Annotated in this window: 15 protein-coding genes; 6 read left to right on the forward strand and 9 right to left on the reverse strand. The window is 57.5% G+C overall.

Going from position 1 to position 15,903, the window contains the following annotated elements:
* Nucleotides 1-164 precede the first annotated feature (164 nt).
* The 3 genes from FFS28_RS21555 to FFS28_RS21565 all read right to left on the reverse strand — a co-directional run bounded on the left by FFS28_RS21555 (nt 165) and on the right by FFS28_RS21565 (nt 3,725).
* Complete coding sequence (locus tag FFS28_RS21555) at nt 165-1,487, reverse strand: MFS transporter (RefSeq protein ID WP_088209265.1); 1,323 nt, start codon at nt 1,485-1,487, stop codon at nt 165-167.
* A 261-nt stretch (nt 1,488-1,748) separates the two neighbouring features.
* Entirely contained in the window at nt 1,749-2,774 is a 1,026-nt protein-coding gene (yhjD, locus tag FFS28_RS21560; protein WP_058609773.1) for an inner membrane protein YhjD, read from the reverse strand.
* 51 nt (nt 2,775-2,825) lie between these two features.
* Nucleotides 2,826-3,725, reverse strand: coding sequence for a LysR family transcriptional regulator (locus FFS28_RS21565; RefSeq protein WP_006178014.1), 900 nt, complete (start codon nt 3,723-3,725; stop codon nt 2,826-2,828).
* A gap of 119 nt (nt 3,726-3,844) precedes the next feature.
* On the opposite strand from FFS28_RS21565, the gene FFS28_RS21570 reads away from it, so the two are divergent.
* Nucleotides 3,845-4,603 (forward strand): SDR family NAD(P)-dependent oxidoreductase, encoded by a 759-nt coding sequence (locus FFS28_RS21570; protein WP_137903919.1) that lies wholly within the window; start codon nt 3,845-3,847, stop codon nt 4,601-4,603.
* 163 nt (nt 4,604-4,766) lie between these two features.
* Nucleotides 4,767-5,366 carry a response regulator transcription factor gene (locus tag FFS28_RS21575; protein ID WP_058609744.1) on the forward strand — a complete coding sequence of 200 codons (600 nt, stop codon included), beginning with the start codon at nt 4,767-4,769 and terminating at the stop codon, nt 5,364-5,366.
* Here FFS28_RS21575 and FFS28_RS21580 read toward each other — a convergent pair.
* Nucleotides 5,345-5,683, reverse strand: coding sequence for a lysozyme (locus FFS28_RS21580; protein ID WP_137903920.1), 339 nt, complete (start codon nt 5,681-5,683; stop codon nt 5,345-5,347). The two genes, FFS28_RS21575 and FFS28_RS21580, sit on opposite strands and share 22 nt — an antisense overlap.
* Before the next feature lie 71 nt (nt 5,684-5,754).
* The gene (locus tag FFS28_RS21585; protein ID WP_137903921.1) at nt 5,755-6,294 is read right to left on the reverse strand and encodes a GNAT family N-acetyltransferase; all 540 of its coding nucleotides are present in this window, start codon (nt 6,292-6,294) and stop codon (nt 5,755-5,757) included.
* Nucleotides 6,295-6,444: 150 nt separating this feature from the next.
* Between FFS28_RS21585 and FFS28_RS21590 the strand changes: the two genes are divergently transcribed.
* A complete protein-coding gene (locus FFS28_RS21590) occupies nt 6,445-8,034 on the forward strand; it encodes an STY4199 family HEPN domain-containing protein (RefSeq protein ID WP_137903922.1) in 1,590 nt (529 codons plus the stop codon).
* Nucleotides 8,035-8,091: 57 nt separating this feature from the next.
* Here FFS28_RS21590 and FFS28_RS21595 read toward each other — a convergent pair whose 3' ends face one another.
* The 4 genes from FFS28_RS21595 to FFS28_RS21610 form a co-directional block, all read right to left on the reverse strand.
* Complete coding sequence (locus FFS28_RS21595; protein ID WP_042322257.1) at nt 8,092-9,741, reverse strand: alpha,alpha-trehalase; 1,650 nt, start codon at nt 9,739-9,741, stop codon at nt 8,092-8,094.
* A 292-nt stretch (nt 9,742-10,033) separates the two neighbouring features.
* Entirely contained in the window at nt 10,034-10,321 is a 288-nt protein-coding gene (locus FFS28_RS21600) for a hypothetical protein (RefSeq protein ID WP_006178000.1), read from the reverse strand.
* A 172-nt stretch (nt 10,322-10,493) separates the two neighbouring features.
* Complete coding sequence (gene gorA / locus FFS28_RS21605) at nt 10,494-11,846, reverse strand: glutathione-disulfide reductase (RefSeq protein ID WP_137903923.1); 1,353 nt, start codon at nt 11,844-11,846, stop codon at nt 10,494-10,496.
* A gap of 71 nt (nt 11,847-11,917) precedes the next feature.
* Nucleotides 11,918-12,760, reverse strand: a complete 843-nt coding sequence (locus tag FFS28_RS21610; RefSeq protein WP_137903924.1) for a 23S rRNA (adenine(2030)-N(6))-methyltransferase RlmJ — start codon at nt 12,758-12,760, stop codon at nt 11,918-11,920.
* Between FFS28_RS21610 and FFS28_RS21865 the strand changes: the two genes are divergently transcribed.
* From FFS28_RS21865 to rsmJ, 3 genes are all read left to right on the forward strand, one after another.
* On the forward strand, nt 12,759-12,881 hold the full coding sequence (locus FFS28_RS21865; RefSeq protein ID WP_283204950.1) for a hypothetical protein: 123 nt from the start codon (nt 12,759-12,761) through the stop codon (nt 12,879-12,881). The two genes, FFS28_RS21610 and FFS28_RS21865, sit on opposite strands and share 2 nt — an antisense overlap.
* A gap of 87 nt (nt 12,882-12,968) precedes the next feature.
* Entirely contained in the window at nt 12,969-15,011 is a 2,043-nt protein-coding gene (gene prlC, locus FFS28_RS21615) for an oligopeptidase A (protein ID WP_058609749.1), read from the forward strand.
* A 7-nt stretch (nt 15,012-15,018) separates the two neighbouring features.
* Nucleotides 15,019-15,771, forward strand: coding sequence for a 16S rRNA (guanine(1516)-N(2))-methyltransferase RsmJ (rsmJ, locus tag FFS28_RS21620; RefSeq protein ID WP_137903925.1), 753 nt, complete (start codon nt 15,019-15,021; stop codon nt 15,769-15,771).
* Nucleotides 15,772-15,903 lie beyond the last annotated feature (132 nt).

Genomic DNA, 15,903 nt, shown 5'->3' on the forward strand with positions numbered 1-15,903 from the left:
CTCTCGCATCCCAGGGCATAAGCGACTCCATAAACGGGTTCTTATGCCTTAGTTGTAAGTGTCTACCATGTCCCCGAACAAGTGTTCACGATGTCCCCGGACCGTACACCCACAGGGAGAGGGAGCAAACACTAAAAAAGGCAACTTGCGTTGCCTTTTTACGTTTATAACGACTGATGCTTTGTCTCATGCGTCAGCAGCAGCGCTATCAGCGTCAGCGCCGCCATGGCCGCCAGATAGACCCCGACATAGAACAGACCATAATTCGCCTGCAGCCAGGTCGCGATATATGGCGCAACGGATGCCCCCAGAATCGACGAGACGTTATAGGAGAACGAGGCGCCGGTGTAACGCACTTCGGTCGGGAACAGCTCCGGCAGCAGCGCGCCCATTGGGCCAAAGGTCAGCCCCATCAGGCTCAGGCCAATCAGCAGATAAGCCATCACCAGCGCAGGGCTACCCGAACTCAGCAGCGGCGGGAAGACAAACAGGGCAAACAGAATAATCAGCGAGGTGATCACAATCATGCTCGCGCGACGGCCAAACTTGTCGGCCAGCAGGCCCGCAACCGGCACCATCACGCCAAAACCAATGACCGCCATCATCAGCATCCACAGCACTTCATTACGCGGCAGCCCCAGGCCAACCGGCGCAGCGGCGGTGCTGTAGGTCATGGAGTAGACGGTCATGATGTAGAACAGCGTATAGGTCGCCAGCATGATAAAAGTGCCGAGCACGGTCACGCGGACGTGTTTGGTCAGCAGCGTACCCAGCGGCACTTTCACCTGTTTTTTAGCCGCCGCCACTTTGGCGAAGACCGGCGTCTCGTGCAGGGAGACCCGCACATACAGGCCAATCAGCACCAGCACCGCCGAGAAGATAAACGGAATACGCCAGCCCCAGCTCATGAACTGTTCGTCCGTCAGCAGCCACGAGAGCAGCAGGAAGGTGCCGTTGGCAAAGAAGAAGCCAATCGGCGCGCCCAGCTGCGGGAAGGAGCCATACAGCGCGCGCTTGTGCGCCGGGGCGTTCTCGGTCGCCAGCAGCGCCGCGCCACCCCATTCACCGCCGAGGCCCAACCCCTGACCAAAACGCGCCAGTGCCAGCAGGACCGGTGCCAGAATGCCGATGGTTTCATAGGTCGGCAGCAGGCCAATCGCCACGGTGGAGATGCCCATCGTCAGCAGCGAAGCCACCAGCGTGACCTTGCGACCCACGCGGTCGCCAAAGTGTCCAAATAGCGCCGAGCCAATCGGACGCGCCACGAAGGCGATGGCGAAGGTTGCCAGAGACTGGAGCGTGGCTGCCGTCGGGTCGCCCTGCGGGAAGAAGATATGCGGGAAGACAATAACCGCCGCGGTGGCGTAAATGTAAAAGTCGAAGAACTCAATGGCGGTGCCAATCAGCGAGGCGACGACGACTTTATTGCGCGAGTTTAACGGAACCTGTTCCGCTTCGGAGTCGAGTGTGGTGGCTGTTGCTTGCATAATATTTTCTTATTTTTGGACGAACGAACGGCCATATTAGGCATAGCAAAAGCGACATTTCAATCTGTAACAAACCTGCGTGCTGGCGATAAAATCAACAAAAAGCGGATAATATTCAGACCAGCAAAATCCCTTCCATGAAATGCTTCACAGTTTTTAAATATCAGCGGATAAAACTGGTTTTTGGTTAAATAAAAGTTACGGACTGGATTTATATGCTGAAATGATGAATCGGGCTGACATTTCAGCCCGATACGCTGTTTAGCGGTGCGTTTTGCCCGGCATGCGCGGGTCATCTTTGTACTCTGCGGTGGCAATCCATGCGGCGCAGAACAGCGTCAGACGGGCAAAGAAGTAGAAGAACGCCATCAGCCCCAGCACCGAACCAAACGCCGCGCCGGACGGCGATTTGACCAGCGAAGGCAGGGTGTAGGTCATCACGATTTTAATCACCTCAAAACCTACTGCCGCAATGAATGTCCCGCGGATCAGCGCCTTCTTGCGCGGGCGGTGGCGCGGCAATCGCCAGAAGATCCAGAAGAACAGCAGGTAGTTAGCAAAGATGGAGATCGCAAGCCCGATGCCGCGCCAGGCGGGCTTCAGCCAGTCGATGTAATCCAGGTAGAGTGCGGAGATAATCATCTGCTGCGCCGACCCTGCGACGGAGGTGATGGAAAGGGTCACCACCAGCGCCACCAGCAGGCCTATCAGCGAGATAAAATCGCGGAAATATTTTACCCAGATTTTCTCCTGATCCTGCGGCGTGCGCTCCCACACATCGCGCGACTGCGCGCGGATGGCTTCGCGCAGGTTGCCCATCCAGTTCACGCCCGAGTAGAGCGCAATCAGCAGGCCGACGATCCCGACGGTGGTACGCTGCTGCACGGCAGTATTGATGGTGCTTTTGAGCGTGGTGGCGAGCGTCTGGTCGCTGACGTTGGTCAAAATTTTATTGAAGATGTCCTGCAAAAGCGTCGGATGCGATGCCAGCACAAAACCGGCGGCGGCAAAAGAGACCATCAGGATCGGGATCATCGACAGGAAGGAGAAGTAGGTTATAGCCGCGCCAAACTGGTTCCCCATACGGTCGTTGAAGCGTTCGGCGGCGCGAATGAGATGCGCAATCATCGGACGGCGCTGAATTTTTTCCGCTGTGCTGGTCACCGCCGCGAGCGCCGAGTTGGGTTTGTCCGGCGTTTTCTCCTCTTCCGGTTTGGTGTCCATCTTTTTGATGGGATCGTAATCTAATTCTTGAGTGGGTCGTTGCGGGTTATTTTCCGGCGTCACGCGCATTTTCCTTTTTCGTTTGGCTGGATGTTATTGAATTATAGCTTGCGGCTAGTCCACGTAAGCTTTTGTGAGTTCAGTGAGCCATTCCATGAACAGATGCACCCGGCGGGAGAGGTTGCGGCGGTGGGGATAAATCAGTGAAACGGGCATCGGCTCAGCGCGATACTGGGGAAGGATCTCCGTGAGCTTCCTGGCGCGGAGCGCATCACGCACCCCGACGCGAGGCACCTGAATAATACCCAGCCCGGCAATGCAGGCGGCCTGGTACGTCTCCGTGCTGTTAACCGTCAGTACTCCGCCCGTTTTAACCCACTGCGTGGTGCTGCCGTTATAGAACTCAAACCCCTGCGGCCGCGTGCCCAGCGTCGCAGAGTAGTGGATGACCGCATGCGAGGCCAGGTCGTCCAGCGTCTCAGGATAGCCGAAACGCGTCAGATAGTCCGGGCTGGCGCAGTTAATCACCGACAGTTTGCCGAGCGGGCGGGCGATAAGCCCGGAGTCCTTTAGCGCACCCACGCGAACCACGCAGTCGAATCCTTCCCGAATCACATCCACCAGGCGGTCGCTGCTGCTCAGCTCCAGTTCAATACCGGGATACTGCTGCAAAAAAGCCGGCAGTTTCGGGATGACTAAATTTCGAGCAACGCCGACCGGCATATCCACGCGCAGGCGCCCGCTGATGCTTGAGGGGTCGTGCTGGAACATGCCGTCCAGTTCGTCGAGATTGGTGAGCAGATCTTTTGCCCGCTCGTAATAGACCATGCCGTCCTGCGTCAGGCTCACGCGCCGCGTGGTGCGGTGCAACAGCTGCGTGCCCAGCTGGTTTTCCAGCGCCTGAATTTGCCGGGAAACGCTCCCCTTCGGCAGGCTCAGCGTCTCTGCCGCACGGGAAAAACTCTCCAGTTCAGCGACGCGGAGGAAAAGCTGCATTGCGTGAATTTTATCCATAGGCGCGGCTCATTGTTATTCAAACTGAAACAGTGAAGCGTTTTTTGCTCTCTTTATTGATTTTCTATCACCTAATAAGCTCTTACTCAATCTCCATAACAACCGAAACGAGGTTTCTTATGAACGAACGTATTGCATTAGTGACCGGCGGGAGCCGTGGACTGGGTAAAAACGCGGTGTTAAAGCTGGCCGCCGAGGGCGTGGGCATTATCCTGACGTGGAACAGCAGCCAGCAGGAAGCGCTGGACGTCGTGCATGACATTGAAGCCAACGGCGGCAAAGCGGCAGCATTGCAGCTTAACGTCGGCGATATTGCCAGTTTTGAGGGCTTCGCTCAACGCATGCAGGAGATCCTCCAGACCGTATGGCAGCGCGACAGGTTTGATTATTTAGTAAACAATGCGGGGACGGGCCTGTACGCTCCCTATACCGAGACGACGGAAGCGCAGTTTGACGAGGCGCTGAACATCCATTTTAAAGGCCCGTTCTTCCTCACCCAACGTCTGCTGCCAATGATGAACGACGGCGGGCGGATCCTGAACGTGTCGAGCGGGCTGGCCCGTTTCACCCAGCCCGGTTCCGGCACCTATGCGGCCATGAAGGGGGCGATGGAGGTATTAACCCGCTATCAGGCGAAAGAGTTGGGCGCGCGCGGTATCGCCGTCAATATCATCGCCCCCGGCGCGATTGAAACCGATTTTGGCGGCGGACGCGTGCGCGACAACGCAGGGCTTAATCAGCAGCTGGCCGCGCAAACGGCGCTGGGGCGCGTGGGCCTGCCGGACGACATTGGCAATGCCATCGTGGCGCTGCTCAGCGACAGGCTGGGCTGGATGAACGCGCAACGGATCGAAGTGTCGGGCGGGATGTTCCTGTAAGCGAAAACCCAACGGACTTAAGAAAATCCTTAAGACAGATGTGTCGAATTCGCGGCAGATTTTACGAACGGCCGGTGATTTGTAACCTGGCCGTTCATTGAGTTTTATCTTAAATTCCTCCCCGCTAGAATCCCCCCTCGCGTTTCTCAGAGGGAGGAAAACAATGCGAGTAATCATGTTTGACAGGCAGTCAATATTTATTCATGGAGCGATGAACAGTCTGCAGCAGTTAATTCCGGAATTAAATATCACAGGTACCCGTCAGGCTGATGAATTTTGGACACTTTTGTCTGCATCACCTTCCGCGATTGTCATGATTGATGGCAACATCATTCAGGATGACGGCATGGCCCTGCTTGAGGAGATCGTGTACCGCTTTCCGGGGGCGCGGGTCGTTATGGTGTTATCCAGGAAAGATCCACGGTGGGTCGAGCAGTTGATGAAGCGCAACGTCATGGCGATCGTTCCCCGCAACGCCCGCCCGGAAATCTTCAGCGCCGCGCTGGATTCGGTCTGTGCCGGGATGGCATGCATGCCGGGAGAGTGGCTTCAGCCACAGCCGCAGCAGGAGCTGTCTGCTCTGAGCGACCGCCAGCACGACGTGCTCAAGCTGCTGGCCGCCGGGGAGTCGAATAAAGAAATTGGACGCTCGCTGAACATTAGCGCCGCGACGGTAAAAGCCCATCTTGAGACGGTTTTTCGTCGGCTGGACGTCAAAAACCGTACCCAGGCAGCGATGATCTACACCCGCATGACGGCCTGATGCAGCGCCGTTTCTGAAAGGGGGGTATCACCCAGGCTAAATATCCATGCCACCAGCGTATCGTGCTGCCGCTGGGTCAAAGGCCGGGTGATATTTTCCCTTAGCAGCGCCTCGCATATGCGCAGGTCGTTCTCCAGCAGCATGTCTGCATCGTCGGGCGTGATGATGATGTCAAAACGTTCCCACGCGCGAATAACGTGGCCATATCCAATGACCCACACACCCTGTGCATCCCGATACTTCTCAAGGGAAAGTCCCTGCTGTTTTTTAATTAACTCTACGGCAGCAAGCGATAGTTGAAGCGAGTAACCATTCATATACGTTTCCTCTTTCTGACGCTACTGTAGAGGAAACGATGTACAGGACATATCCGCCAAATGGCTGTGGATCACCGATGGCTGGCGAGAACGTCCTTTTTCAGCAGACCGAACAGCCAGTCGTTATGCCAGCGTCCGGCCAGCTGATAGCTCTCGCGCAGCTCACCTTCCAGCCGGAAACCCGCCTTTTCAAGCAGCCCCCGCGAGGCCATGTTGCCCGCCGTCACGGTCGCCGTCAGCCGACGAATTTTTCCCTCATCGAAGGCGAAATCCCGCAGCGCCACCAGCGACTCATATCCGTAACCTTTCCCCTGCGCTGACGGGGCGAACAGAAAGCCCACTTCGGCACAATCATCTTCACGATGAATGTATCCCGTCACCCCCAGCGGCGTCTGGCTGGCGGTATCACGCACCACCAGACAGAGCCAGTGCGGGCTGCCGGGTTCCCACGGGGTGAGTCGGGAATCAAATGCGACGCGGATCTCCGCCTCCGGGCGCGCTTCTGCGATAAAACGCATCACGTCCGGGTGCTGCTGCAGGGCCAGAAAAAAGGGCCAGTCCTGTTCCTGCAGCGGCGAGCAGGTGAGGCGTGATGTGGTAAAACCAACCATGGGGCTTCTCCGGAGACATTTATCAGGATTATAGAGTTGTCACTTTATTTCAACAAAAAGTCAGGTATGTTTATAACGTCGTATAAATAAAAAGAAAAACGACCTGCGCGTGGTCCACTTTGGTGTATTCGTTGCCTCTCAAGGAAAATAATGACACTCAGCACATCACATCATATTCGTGAGCAGTTTGAACACTGCCTGGCGGTTATTCGTCAGGCGTCGGTGGAAATATTACTTCTCCTGAATGTGCATGTCTCTGAAGGTAAAGATCCGCGCTGGTTCCTTGAGCAACTGGACAGCGCCCGCCTGGCCCAGGGGGGATGGACGGGCGTGGCGAAGCAGCTCAACCTGAACGACGCTGAAATGTCGGAATTTACGCTCCAGCTGCGCCTTCTGCAGCAGCGCGTTCCGCAGTACGAAAGCGGTCAGGACGTCAGCGAAAATCAGCTGATTGCCGCGATGCGCTTCGTCACCACGCTGGAGCACCTGCGCCTGCAACAGCCGCTGCTGACCTACAGTACCGACCTGATGCCCGGTAGCGAGCAGCAACAGCAGCAGGCGCACAAGCAGGTTCGGGCGATTGAGTTGATGATTAAAGGGCTGATCCAGCAGGCGTGGCCCGATCCGACCCGGCTGAACAACCATCTTAAAACCCTGTTCAACGCCGACCGCGTGCGCCGCTGGCTGAAAATGGGGGAAATTAACGACGTCCTGAGCGGCATGATGTTCAGCGAACTGGCACAAATGCTGGTGGATAAACGCGAATTTAGCCGCTATTACTCATCTTTGTTTAACGACCCGATGATGCTGACCTTGCTGGTCGAGCCTCGTAAAACCCTGCAAACCTTCCTCGAAGATATTCGGCACATCCGCAATAACATTACGGTGCAGCAGGCGCTGAGCCCGGCGCAAATACAGCTGCTGGATAACTACTATTCCCAGATTACCCGCCCCGTACAGCGCGCGTTTGAAGAGGGGCGAACCCGTATCAACCCGGCAGGGCTGATGGCGGTGGATGCCGCCGGGCTGCATGCCTTCTGGGAAAATGCGCAGAAGATGGACCGTATCACCGGCGGCGATCTCTTTGAAGTGCGCGATACCATTGAAAAACCGACCCAGCGCGCGCCGCGTTCGCCTGAACAGCGCGAGCAGCTTATCTCGGGCGCGCTGTGGGGCGCCGTGGGGGTGATGGTGATTGCCATTGTCGTCGGAGGATTTTGGTTGGTCACCAGCAGCAAACCTCAGCAGGCCACGGCACGCGCCGCCGAGCCGTCCCCGCCACAGGAAATGCGCGAAACCCCGTCCTCGCGCGAGACGCTAACGCGGATGGGCGTCACCTGGGACGAGAGTAACTTCCGTTCCGCCATCAACCGTAACGATACCCGCGTTGCGCTGCTGTTCCTGCAGGGCGGGATGGACTGGAAGGTGTCGTGGACAGAGCAGGCGCTGTCAGCGGATTATGATGACGTGCTGGAGCTGTTGCTGCGCTATCACCCGCAGATGGTCGAGCAGAAGCCGTGCCGCCGCTTTATCAACACGCTTAGCCACGCTATGTCGAACGGTGAACCGCTGACGTCAATGCGTAAGCAATTTTTAAAAGCGTTCTGCACCGTCCCGGCGGTGGTGAAGCGCCAGCAGCACGACGCGGACATGGCGAAGCGCCGGGCGCTGGCACAACCGGATGCGACAACGAAAAAATGGCAGTCTATTCAGACCGCCATTTATGATGTGATTCGCTAGTTTTCTCCCTCTCCCAGTGGGAGAGGGCCGGGGTGAGGGCATCAGACCGCACCCCACTCACGGCTCTCCGTACAACCCAATCAATCGGCGCACCACGCCGTTGGTCCAGCCGAATCCGTCCTGCAGAGGATATTCCCCCCCGCCACCTTCGCGCGGGGTGCTGCTGGCGATGTGGTACTTCTCGATCATCTTGTGATGCGTTTTGTAGAAGACGTTGACCGTCTGCAACCAGCTCCACGCAATCTCATCGCCCAGCGAATCATTGCCGTACTGTTTGAAGCCCTGGATCGCCATCCACTGCAGCGGTGCCCAGCCATTCGGCTTATCCCACTGCTCGCCGGTCTCATACTCGGTTGCCATGATGCCGCCCGGAGTCAGCAGGCGCGCTTTCACCGTGTCCGACAGCCGCTCGGCCTGCTCGTGCGTGGCCATCCCGACGTAAAGCGGCACAATGCTTGCCGCAGAGAACAGCGCCATCTCCTCGCGTCGCCAGTCGTAATCGCGATAACAGCCGTTTTCTTCATCCCACAGATAGCGGTTCACCGCGGCACGGCGGTCGCTGGCCTTCTGGCGGAACTGTTCGGCGGTCTCTTTATCCCCTTTCGATGCCGAAATATTGGCGATCGCGCTTTCCAGTTTGAACAGGAAGGCGTTCAAATCGATCGGGATAAACTGGGTGGTCCGGATGCTGGCAAGCCGACCCGGATCGCGCAGCCAGCGGGAGGAGTAGTCCCAGCCGGAGGCCGCCCCCGCGCGCAGGTCACGATAGACCTCATTCGGCGGACGGCCAGAATGACGGGCCGTTTCCACATCCTCAATCCAGGATTCGTCACGCGGCGTGTCACGGTCGTCCCAGTAGCGGTTCAGCAACGAGCCGTCCGGCATACGCACCGCGCTGCGATAGGCCTGGTTGAGCAGCAGCGACTCCGCGCCGTCCATCCAGAAGGCATATTCCATTTTCAGGTGATCAAGATAACGCTTTGCACCGCGCACGCCGTCCTCTTCGAACAGCTCCACCATCAGCGCAAACACCGGCGGCTGAGAGCGGCTGAGGTAGTAGGTACGGTTGCCGTTGGGAATATGCCCGTAACGTTCAATCAGCCAGGCGAAGTTATCCGCCATGCATTTCAGCAGGTCGTTACGGCCACTCTCCGCCAGACCCAGCATGGAGAAATAGGAGTCCCAGTAGTAGGTCTCGCTGAAGCGTCCGCCGGGCACGATATAGGCCTGGGGCAGCGCCAGCAGCGATGACCAGGGAATGTGATCCTGCGGCTCGCGCGTCAGCACCGGCCACAGGTTATCAATGTGTTCTTTCAGGGACAGGCCGGGGTCCGAAATATACTCTTTGCTGTAGTCCTCCGGCATCCAGAAATGATTCTCCACGAACCGCGCCAGGTCAAAATCACGATGGCGACGCACCTTGCGGTAGCGGATCAGAATATCCAGCGGATCCATTTTGGGCGCGCAGTCAGGGAAGGTTTTGCTGTCCGCAAACAGTCGCGACGACTGGACGTGTTCAAACAGTTCAAGGTAGCGGTCTGCGGGCGTCAGGGCATCGGACGCCGGCAGCCCTTCAATCATTTCCGGTTCCGGCTCTGCCTCGATCATCTCATCCAGTTTTAACTCACAGGGATCGGTTTCGTAGCGCAGCTCTTCTGCAATGTCGAACTCGATATCCTCAACAATCTGTAGTTTCTGGTTGAACATGGTGTTCAGGACCTCCGGTTTTTGTCGTAACAAATACGGGTTTTTCCCGGTCATCTTCTAAGCGTAGACATTCGCTTCGGTTAATGCGGTGCGAAGTGTGCGGTTGATCACGCTTTCAAAATGAATATAAATACGGTGAAAATTCAATATCTCATTGATTAAGCAATCTTTAGTGTAGAATTTTCGGGAACAGGGCAGGAATAAAATTCGGAGCATTCAGTATTCCGCGCTCACGGTAAATGCCCTTGTCGCCAGCGCTATTCTCAGCGTTTTTTACGCTTTCATACAGGGCTTAATGCGCCTGTCGCGCATCGCCTGAAAGGCTAGTAGCGGCTTGATGTGCTTTCTGGTTGGCACCTTCACTTTTTTCCATCGCCTTGCTGGCGGCCTTTTCCGCATGGGCGGCGCTATATGCGGCCAGATGGGAAATAACGATGGCGTAAATACTCATCAATGAGACCCACAGGATACTGTTTTTCCACCACAGCAGGGTCGGAATAGTCAGTATCGCCCATACAAGCGCGAGGACGAGGTGCATTTTGGCCATCAGTTTGGCGGTGATCTTCACGTGCATTTTCATATCTCTAATCTTTATCCGTATTAACAGGCAAGCGCGTAGCGCCTTCTAAGATTAGTTAATTCCACCGCGCGTCGCGGGTAAATTTGTTACCGTTTGTACACCCGCTGGGTTTATCCGCCACAGGCATAAAAAAACCGGCCCGCGGGCCGGTTTTTGTCGCGGTAAAGTCCGATCAGCGCATGGTGACAAACTCTTCCGCTGCCGTCGGGTGGATTGCCACGGTGTTGTCGAAATCTTTCTTCGTCGCGCCCATTTTCAGCGCCACCGCAAAGCCCTGCAGGATCTCGTCCATACCAAAGCCAATGCCGTGAATACCGACAATCTTCTCGTCCGCGCCAACGCAGACCAGCTTCATGCGGCACGGCTGACGGTGAGAGGTAACGGCGGTGTACATCGCGGTAAAGGACGATTTATACACTTTCACCTGGTCATCGCCGTACTGCTCACGCGCCTGCGGTTCGGTTAAGCCGACGGTGCCAATCGGCGGGTGGCTGAAGACTACGGTCGGGATGTTGCTGTAGTCCAGATGCTCGTCCGGCTTGTTGTTAAACAGACGCTCGGAGAGGCGGCGGCCTGCTGCTACGGCAACCGGCGTCAGTTCAACCGCGCCGGTGTTGTCGCCTACCGCATAAATGCCCGGTACGCTGGTGTTCTGGAATTTATCGACGACGATGTAACCTTTTTCATCGGTTTTCACGCCGGTAACCGCCAGGTTGAAGGTATCGTTCGCCGGTTCGCGACCAATCGCCCAGATCAGACAGTCCACGGTCTGGCTGCGGCCGTCTTCCAGCGTCAGGGTCAGGCTGCCATCGTCATTTTTCATCACGGCTTTCGGTACGGCATGGGTGTGCAGCGCTGGACCTTCGGCGTTCATCACTTCCACCAGCGTTTCGACGATCAGCGGGTCAAAGCTGCGCAGCGGCGCGTGTTTACGAACGAACAGGTGCGCTTCAGCACCCAGGCCGTTGATCACGCCCGCCAGCTCAACCGCGATATACCCCGCGCCGACCACCGCAACGCGTTTTGGCAGGGCAGGCAGCTCGAAGAAGCCGTCAGAATCAATGCCGTATTCCGCGCCCGGAATGTCCGGGTGGCTCGGACGGCCGCCGGTGGCGATCAGGATATGATCGGCGGTGATCGTCTCGCCGTTCACTTCGATCGTTTTCGCATCGACGAAACGGGCGAAACCGCGGATCACGTCAACGTTGTTCTTGCCCAGCACGTTATCGTACGAGGTATGGATCCGGTCGATGTAAGCGGTACGGCTGGCGATCAGTTTGTCCCAGTCAAAGCTATTGAGGGTGGTGTCGAAGCCGTAGTCCGGGCCATACATATGGATAGCTTCACGGATTTGCGCCGCATGCCACATCACTTTTTTCGGTACACAGCCCACGTTCACGCAGGTGCCGCCCAGCGCTTTGGCTTCAATCAGCGCACACTTCTGGCCGTACATGGCCGCACGGTTGATCGAGGCGATGCCGCCGCTGCCGCCGCCGATTGCGATGTAGTCATAATGCTTAGTCATAGCTTTTATCCTTAATCGTGAATTGCCGCGATTGTATACCTGAAATCAATTGGTTCCACCAATGACTGCGATTACTCAGGCACGATCCAGCTGACGGTGGCGTGGCCTGTACCCGCGGGCACCAGCGTTTTGTGCAGCCAGGGCAGCACGTTGTTCATTTGCGCTTCGAGCTTCCACGGCGGGTTAATTACAATCATGCCGGAGGCGGTCATGCCGCGCTGGTCGCTGTCCGGGCGCACCGCCAGCTCAATCTGCAGGATTTTGCGGATGCCGGTAGCTTCCAGATCTTTAATCATGCGCTTGATTTGCGCGCGCAGCACCACCGGGTACCACAGGGCGTAGGTGCCGGTCGCAAAGCGTTTATAGCCTTCGTGAATGCCGGTCACCACCGCCTGATAGTCGGTTTTGATTTCGTACGGCGGGTCGATCAGCACCAGGCCACGGCGCGAAACCGGCGGCAATTTGGCTTTCAACTGCTGGTAGCCATCGGCCTTTTCGACGCGGGCGCGGTTGTCCTTCTGGAATTCAGAGCGCAGCAGCGGGAAGTCGCTCGGGTGCAGTTCGGTCAGTTGAATGCTGTCCTGCTCGCGCAGCAGCTGGCGGGCAATCAGCGGTGAACCCGGGTAGTAACGCAGCTGGCCGCTGCGGTTAAAGTGATTCACCACGCCGATGTATGGCTCCAGCTCGGCGGGCAGATCGTCCTGCTGCCAGACGCGGGCAATGCCTTCCAGATATTCACCGGTACGCTCGGCGTGCTCGCCGCTCAGCTGATAACGGCCCGCGCCGGCGTGGGTGTCCAGATAGAGAAACGGCTTATCTTTCTCTTTGAGCGACTCGATGATCAGGCTCTGAACGGTATGTTTAAGAACGTCGGCGTGGTTGCCTGCGTGAAAGCTGTGGCGATAACTGAGCATGGATAGTGATATTCCGCTGAAAATGACGATTTGCCACAGTTTACAGCAGATCGGAACAGATTACCCGCAGGCCCACGAAGCGCAGCGTCACCGGGCGCTTTTCCGCTACGGCTGGCATTGAAATCCTCTACACTTATCCCCATTACACAAACAATATGCACAGCGCCGGAAGCGCGCTTCATTCACTCATTTCAACAGGACAGCGTTTATGACCAATCCATTACTGACGCCTTTTTCGTTGCCACCGTTTTCTAAAATTCTGCCCGAGCATGTGGTTCCAGCCGTTACCCAATCGCTGGAAAACTGCCGCGCGGCGGTAGAGAGCGTGGTAGCGCAGGGCGCGCCGTACACCTGGGAAAATCTGTGTCAGCCGCTGGCCGAAGTGGACGACGTGCTGGGACGTATTTTCTCCCCGGTCAGCCACCTGAACTCGGTGAAAAACAGCCCGGAACTGCGCGAAGCCTATGAACAAACCCTGCCGCTGCTCTCGGAGTACAGCACCTGGGTTGGTCAGCACGAAGGGCTGTACAAAGCGTACCGCGACCTGCGCGACGGCGATCATTACGCATCGCTCAATACCGCGCAGAAAAAATCGGTTGATAACGCGCTGCGTGATTTCGAGCTGTCCGGGATTGGCCTGCCAAAAGAGAAGCAGAAGCGCTACGGCGAAATCGCCGCGCGTCTGTCCGAGCTGGGCAACCAGTACAGCAACAACGTGCTCGACGCCACCATGGGCTGGACGAAGCTGATTACCGACGAAGCCGAGCTTGCGGGGATGCCGGAAAGCGCGCTGGCGGCGGCGAAAGCACAGGCCGAAGCCAAAGAGCAGGACGGTTTCCTGCTGACGCTGGATATCCCAAGCTATCTGCCGGTGATGACCTACTGCGACAACCAGGCGTTGCGTGAAGAGATGTACCGCGCCTACAGCACCCGCGCGTCCGACCAGGGACCAAACGCGGGCAAATGGGACAACAGCCCGGTCATGGCCGAGATCCTCGCCCTGCGTCACGAGCTGGCGCAGCTGCTGGGCTTTGAAAACTATGCCGACAAGTCCCTCGCGACCAAAATGGCGGAGAACCCGCAGCAGGTGCTCGACTTCCTGACGGATCTCGCGAAACGCGCCCGTCCACAGGGTGAGAAAGAGCTGGCCCAGCTGCGTGCATTCGCGAAGGCCGAGTTTGGCGTAGACGAACTGCAGCCGTGGGACATCGCTTACTACAGCGAAAAACAGAAACAGCACCTTTACAGCATCAGCGACGAGCAGCTGCGCCCGTACTTCCCGGAAAACAAAGCCGTAAACGGCCTGTTCGAAGTGGTGCAACGCATCTACGGCATCACCGCCAAAGAGCGTAAAGATATCGACGTCTGGCATCCGGACGTGCGTTTCTTCGAGCTGTATGACGAGAAAAACGAACTGCGCGGCAGCTTCTATCTGGACCTTTACGCGCGTGAGAACAAGCGCGGCGGGGCGTGGATGGATGACTGCGTGGGCCAGATGCGTAAAGCGGACGGTACTCTGCAAAAGCCGGTTGCCTACCTGACCTGTAACTTCAACCGTCCGGTGAGCGGCAAACCTGCGCTGTTTACCCACGACGAAGTGATCACCCTGTTCCACGAGTTCGGTCACGGTCTGCACCACATGCTGACCCGCATCGAAACCGCGGGCGTTGCCGGTATCAGCGGTGTACCGTGGGATGCGGTCGAACTGCCGAGCCAGTTTATGGAAAACTGGTGCTGGGAGCCGGACGCGCTGGCGTTTATCTCCGGCCACTATGAGACCGGCGAACCGCTGCCGAAAGAACTGCTGGATAAAATGCTGGCGGCGAAAAACTACCAGGCGGCGATGTTTATTCTGCGCCAGCTGGAGTTCGGCCTGTTCGACTTCCGCCTGCACGCCGAGTTCAGCCCGGAGCAAGGGGCGAAAATCCTTGAAACGCTGGCCGAAATTAAGAAACAGGTCGCCGTTATTCCGGGGCCAACCTGGGGCCGCTTCCCGCACGCGTTCAGCCACATCTTTGCGGGCGGCTACGCGGCAGGTTACTACAGCTACCTGTGGGCCGACGTGCTGGCTGCAGACGCATACTCTCGCTTCGAAGAGGAAGGCATTTTCAACCGCGAAACCGGCCAGTCGTTCCTCGATAACATCCTGACGCGGGGCGGGTCTGAAGAGCCGATGGCGCTGTTCAAACGCTTCCGTGGCCGTGAGCCGAAGCTGGATGCCATGCTGGAGCATTACGGGATCAAAGGCTGATTGTTACGTGAAGATCTGCTTAGTAGATGAATCAGGCGCCGGAGACGGCGCCTTATCTGTTCTGGCGGCCCGCTGGGGGCTGGAGCACGATGAAGAGAACCTGATGGCGCTGGTGATGACGCCCGCGCATCTTGAACTGCGCAAGCGCGACGAGCCGAAGCTCGGCGGCATTTTTGTCGATTTTATCGGCGGGGCGATGGCGCACCGGCGCAAGTTTGGCGGCGGTCGCGGCGAGGCGGTGGCGAAAGCGGTCGGCATTAAGGGCAGTTATCTTCCGGACGTGGTGGATGCCACGGCGGGACTGGGGCGCGACGCCTTTGTGCTGGCCTCCGTCGGGTGCCGCGTGCGGATGCTGGAACGTAATCCGGTGGTGGCCGCGCTTCTGGACGACGGCCTGGCGCGCGGTTATGCCGACCCGGAGATTGGCCCGTGGCTGCAGGAGCGCCTGCAGCTGATCCACGCCTCAAGCCTGACGGCGCTCACCGACATCACGCCACGCCCGCAGGTGGTCTATCTTGACCCCATGTTCCCGCATAAGCAGAAAAGTGCGCTGGTGAAGAAAGAGATGCGGGTATTTCAGTCGCTGGTGGGGCCGGATTTGGATGCGGATGGCTTGCTGGCGCCTGCTCGTCTGCTGGCGACAAAGCGTGTGGTGGTAAAACGCCCTGACTACGCGCCGCCGCTGGCGGATGTCGCGACCACCAACGCGGTGACCACGAAAGGGCACCGTTTCGATATTTACTCCGGTACGCCGGAATAAAAAAGCCGGGTGGCGGCTGCGCCTTACCCGTATATGGACACCTCCCGTTATGCAAGTCACTAATCATGTTTTGTGTAACGGGAGTAAGATGCTTTCGTATATCCGGCCTTTCTTTCGGCACCGTCGTGCCTG

Origin of the sequence: Enterobacter sp. 2VL (assembly GCF_005503595.1) — a bacterium.
Taxonomy (GTDB): Bacteria; Pseudomonadota; Gammaproteobacteria; order Enterobacterales; family Enterobacteriaceae; genus Enterobacter; species Enterobacter cancerogenus.